We start from the raw sequence: 5,414 nt of genomic DNA, 5'->3' as shown, positions 1-5,414 counted from the left end.
ACAAAACCATTTTTTTCTAATAGTTCTTTAGTTACTTTTTCTATTCCTGAAGGTTGTGCATAGAAGTCAGCGAATTTCTTAGTCCATGTTTTTGTCTCACGCGCTTCTGCGAAGTCTACCATAGTTTGACGGTATTCTTTTAATACTTCTACATTTGATTTAGGGAATTCATTATATCCTACATTAGCCGCGTCTGGTAATCTAGGTTTAACTTTTTCCGTAGATAACTCTTCATCTTTAACACCGATACTTAGTCCACATAAGAACAAAGCAGTCTTAGGAATATTCAGTAATTCAGAAATCTTGTCGCCAAAACCTCTTACTCCACCACAATAAACAATTCCGTATCCTAAAGACTCAGCTGCTAAAGTAGCATTTTGCATTGCAATACCAACATCTAAAGTACCGATAATTAATGGTTCATATTGATTAGAAATATCAAACTCTCCACCCTCAATATCAAACGCTAGTTTGATATTAGTATAATCTAAACAATATAGTAAGAATGCAGTAGAATTCTCAATATGAGCCGCATTACCAGGTGATATATCACGGATTAAATCAGTAATTTGTTGTTTAGTCTCACCTGTAGTCACGATAATACTATAGTGTTGGCCATTCATCCAGCTAGATCCTTGTTTAGAACTAGCGATGATTTGCTCAAGATGTTCCTTAGGTAGTTCTTTACCTTTTACAAAACTACGAGTCGAACGATGATCTAGCATCGTTTTAATTACTTCATTCATATGTTACCTCCGAAATTTTCTAGTAATAGTAACTTAATTATAACTTAAAAAAGAATAGAATGAAAGGAAATAGGTTGATTAAACTATATGTTTTTAATCTTTTTTTATATAACCTTTACACATTAACAATCTCCTAATTTAATTCCCTTATATTTCAACATAGTTTTGGAGTGAACTATATAAATTAATTACGGTAGCCCATCATTTCCTGAAACTACTTTTTGACGTTACAACGTCAATAGAATATTGATTTTTAGATTTATAGCCTTTACAATTAAGTTATACATCCTTAATACAAAATTTTAAAAATATAATTTGATTTAACATTAATACAAAAAGTGAACTAATTATTAAAATACAAATATACGCATATGCGTCAATAGAATATTGATTTTCAACTTCATAACCATTACAATTAATTTGTAAGGTATTTTTACAAAATTAAAAAATATAATTTTATTTATTATTAATAAAAAAGAGAGAGGTTTCTTATGAACATGCAAAAAATTATAGAAGTATTTTTAAAAATTGTACTATCACTATTATTTTTTAATATCATTTATTTACCAATACTAATACTAAACAATATTCCTGCTATAGAGATATTAACACTAATGATAGCCACAATTATTATAGAATTCATTATAGCTAAACTATATAGATTTTTATTTAAAATCGATAAAATAGATAGAATACCAAGACCTATTTCTACCATGTTATTTCTTATATCAATTCTAATTTCTATTTTAATCACTAAGATAAACATAAGTATCAAAACAATTATTGTGTTAATATCATTAAATATTTTCCTTTTAGGTTTAGAAAAAGTACTGGCTTCCGTAAACAAAAAATTAAGTGATATTCTTGAAAAATTAGATGATTGATTCTTCAAATATCAAAAAATCCCTTTGAATAATTATATTTTCAAAGGGATTATTTATATTTTTGTTGTATACTAAATCCAGGGCTAAAATTTTCCTATATCCCGGATTTAGTATATAATCGAAAAAATCTAAGCAGCAAAATGCTGCCTAGATCGCATTTTATATTTTTCCACATGCCCCGAATTCGACAAAGAGCCTAAATTATTAGCATTAATTATTTATTTTTTCAATTAATTTTTCTACAGCCTTTTCTGCAGTATGTTGATTTATCAAACCTTCTTGCGCATATCCATAAAATGAAATTTCTTCAGAATGCCATTTTACAGCCACAATAGCACTATTTTTATTTAATAATCCACTTGCTACTCGAATGATATAATATGTCTCTTCAAAATTTTCTTCTAAAATAGTTCCCATGCCCAATAATCGATCTCTAAGATTTGTAAAAGTAATCTTGTTTGCATCTATGATTTTTTCGAAGACTTTATCTTTATTTTTAGGAAGATTGATGTACTCATTTAGTTTAATAATAATATTTTCATTTTTCATTATTTATCTCCTATGAATTCATATTATTGTTTTCTTCTGATATTTCTTCTAATACAATTTTCAAACTATCTAGTATGACTTCCTCACTAACAGGTCCAATATGCTCACGTTTTTTAGTCTCATTTTCTATAATAGGAACTAAGATACTTCTAGCAAATTCCTCCCTATCATCACTGACAAACATGTCTTTTAGGAGTGAGCCATCTAATTTTTCACTTAATTTATCTACAGATTTTTCAGCCTCTTTCTGATTAAGTAAATAATCTTCTGCTAATTTCGTAAACTCACCTTGAATTATTTTCACCATTTCATCAGCATCATCTTCAATAAATCTTCCTACAACGGCATCATTTACTTTTCCAGCAACCGTACCTCCAGCAATAGATCCAATTAATCCGCCAACAACAGTTCCTATTCCTGGAAGTACTGCACTTCCAGCCGTAGCTCCAGCTATCCAACCACCAGTTCCTCCTCCAACAGTTGATAACGTACTTGTTAAATTTTTAAATAATTGTTTACCAGAAATTCTTCCTCTGAAAATATTAACTACATCAGCAGACGATAGAACAACGACTGTTACTCCTGCAGTTATAGCATTACTTCTTAATAACTTAGCAGCACTTTTCATGGCTGCTGCCCCATATATAGGTTTTCCTGTTCTAAAGGCATTAATCAATATAGCTGAAGCTTTAGGCCCCATAAATGAAACAATTGCTTCCGAACTACCTACTAAAGCACTATTTAATCCTGCTTTAGATAGCTGACTAGACATAACAGATGTAACAAAAGCAGTACCACCTACTTTTAATCCTGAATAGGTTGCTGTTTTCAATGCCGTATCAATATCTTCTCCATTCCATATACTAGTTGCCAATGTCACTGTTGCTGTAATACCAAAAGATGATGTAGATGTAATAACTCCATTAACTGAATCATAAGTAATAGATTCAATTGTCCCAGCCTTAGCAATATTTTTTATTTGATTATATGTGAAATGACCTTTTTTTACAATATTCTTAGCTTCAGCCGGATCAGTGACTCCAGGAACGCGTCCATCTCTTATTTTTTCTTCTAATGCTTTAACTGCTCCATCAAATTTATCCGAAGGTACTTCTATTTTCATAGGTTTTCCATCCGCTAGATATCTAAAATTCCCGTCTTTATCATAACATTCATTTATACATGCTCTTCCTGTTTGACAACATTTTGATTGTATTAATGTTCCATCAACTATTCTGTCAGCACCATTTTTAACATTATCGTCACCTAATATATGAGCATCATGTCCTGTTAATTTATCATATAAGTGTTCAACTCTTTCCGCTGCAAATCCGTGACCTTGACGTGCTCTAAATTTTTCCTCATCGTATAATTTATTTACAGTTTTATAATTACCATTTGCGACTCCACTTGCCTCAGAACCATAGTGAGTCTTTTTATTTAGTTTAAATTCAATATTTGAGGCTTTTTCTTCTTTATGGAATCGAATCATCTCATTCAGAAAGTCATACAATGGTGTTTTGTTTATAAATACATTAGTTATTGTTTCTTTACTACCATCAAATAATTCAATTGATAGTTTCTTTTTACTATCATCTTCACTATCACCATGAATTTCCAAGGATTTTATATCATCATACCAAATTTTTATAGGCTTTTCTAATATATCTTTACTACAAAATTTTGTATCTGAAAATAGAATTCCTTCCTTTGAACTACCAAATACTGTAGTGTCATATAACCCTATAACTGTTTCTTTTTTAAATCCACTCGCGAATGAATTTAGAGCATTATTTAATTTTTTGCTAGGAATAGAGCCTTTTAAATAACATGAATCCATACTAGTTGACATTTTTTTTAGATACTTACTTAGTATCTCTTCTTTTTTATTAATCATTGTTATATCCTCACTGAACTTAATTTTAAAAATTTTATAGAAATAAGATTAGCTAAAGAAAAAACTAATAGAAATAATACCTAAATTATCTTTATTTGTATGCTCTACAAAGCCTCTAAAGTATTTTTAATGAGCTAGCATAATATATACTCAAACTAAAGAATCACTTATTGACAAATCTCTCAAACCACATTCTAAATACAAAAATAAACATCCAGTAAAAGGACTTGCTTAGTTTGAAAATCTAAGGGATTGTATATTAAACTATCTTATCTATTTCAAAATTGACTTAAATATTTAATTAAACATTTTCAATACACCATACAAAAGCTCTAGCTACACGGATATCTGAATCGCTAAAATGTCCACCTTTATTCCATTCCAATATTGTATTTAAATTGTCATTTTTTAATAGTTCTTCCTGTTTTCTAATATTATCACCAACAGCAGACATTACTTTATTTTTCGTTTTCTCTTCAGTGTCACCTAAACTTAGATAAATAGTGTTACTTAATGGCGTATTATTATTCATAAATTCTTCCCAACCATTAAACCAAACAGAAGGAGAAGCTGCAGCAATACCTGAAAATGTATTTGACTTATACGCACTCCAAAGACTGAATAAACCTGCTAAAGAATAACCTCCTAATATCACCTGAACATCATCAGCAAACTCGTATTTTTCTTTAACCGTTGGTATTAATCTACTTTCAATAAATTCTAAAGTATCTTTAGCACCTGAACCAAAAGATTTTTTTCCAAATGCTGGAGGTGCTTTCCAAGGAGAAAGTTCATTATTCCAATCCTCTATTTTAAAAGCAATAAGTGAGAATTGTTTTTCTGTATTTTTTTGAATTTTTGTTACTTCATTATCCAATACTTCTATGTCATGTTCATCAACAGGTTGTATTAATAAATATTGTGTATTCTCTGAAATATATCCAATACATTCTTTATTATCGATGACAAATTTCTCGTTTCTTAGTTCCATTAATTTCTCCTATGATATTTATTATTTTTTGTTCTCATAAATTATCACCCAATAAAATTATTTATTATATGCTTAAGCCATATTTTCCAAAATAATTTCTTTAACAATTTTCAGATGCGCTTCAATTTTCTTAACATCCGTTTTTATATAATTAATCAATTCTTTACTAGATACATGTTTTTTTATAAGTGCATAATCATAAAAATCTCGTTTATCATATGTCTTCCATTTTTTTCTTGACGATGATTTTTGTAAAATTGGATTATCCTCTAAATTGAAATGATACAAACAGGTTTTCTCTTTTATACTATCACATATTCTTTCTAAATCACCTAATTTTGCTTTAT

6 protein-coding genes are annotated in these 5,414 nt (G+C 29.0%); 1 reads left to right on the top strand and 5 read right to left on the bottom strand.

All coding sequences use genetic code 11. The annotated features are described in order from the left end of the window. The coding region (locus tag RWN11_RS06840; RefSeq protein WP_314161002.1) for a nitroreductase family protein at positions 1–746 on the bottom strand (746 nt) is incomplete at its 3' end. Between the two features lie 491 nt (positions 747–1,237). Here RWN11_RS06840 and RWN11_RS06835 point away from each other — a divergent pair. Beyond that, positions 1,238–1,630: a hypothetical protein gene (locus tag RWN11_RS06835; RefSeq protein ID WP_314161001.1), complete on the top strand. Its 393-nt coding sequence runs from the start codon at positions 1,238–1,240 to the stop codon at positions 1,628–1,630. A 210-nt stretch (positions 1,631–1,840) separates the two neighbouring features. Here the strand turns inward: RWN11_RS06835 and RWN11_RS06830 are convergent, their stop codons facing one another. The 4 genes from RWN11_RS06830 to RWN11_RS06815 all read right to left on the bottom strand — a co-directional run. Beyond that, entirely contained in the window at positions 1,841–2,179 is a 339-nt protein-coding gene (locus RWN11_RS06830) for a hypothetical protein (RefSeq protein WP_314161000.1), read from the bottom strand. 10 nt (positions 2,180–2,189) lie between these two features. After that, positions 2,190–4,076, bottom strand: coding sequence for a hypothetical protein (locus RWN11_RS06825; RefSeq protein WP_314160999.1), 1,887 nt, complete (start codon positions 4,074–4,076; stop codon positions 2,190–2,192). Positions 4,077–4,377: 301 nt separating this feature from the next. Next, positions 4,378–5,067: an alpha/beta hydrolase-fold protein gene (locus RWN11_RS06820; RefSeq protein ID WP_314160998.1), complete on the bottom strand. Its 690-nt coding sequence runs from the start codon at positions 5,065–5,067 to the stop codon at positions 4,378–4,380. A 72-nt stretch (positions 5,068–5,139) separates the two neighbouring features. Further along, a partial coding sequence (locus RWN11_RS06815; RefSeq protein WP_314160997.1) for a hypothetical protein occupies positions 5,140–5,414 on the bottom strand: 275 nt, incomplete at its 5' end.

It is taken from the genome of uncultured Gemella sp. (assembly GCF_963519265.1).
In the GTDB taxonomy this organism is placed as follows: domain Bacteria; phylum Bacillota; class Bacilli; order Staphylococcales; family Gemellaceae; genus Gemella.
The sequence above is the reverse complement of the archived record's forward strand: the minus strand, read 5'-3'. Positions and strand labels throughout refer to the sequence as shown.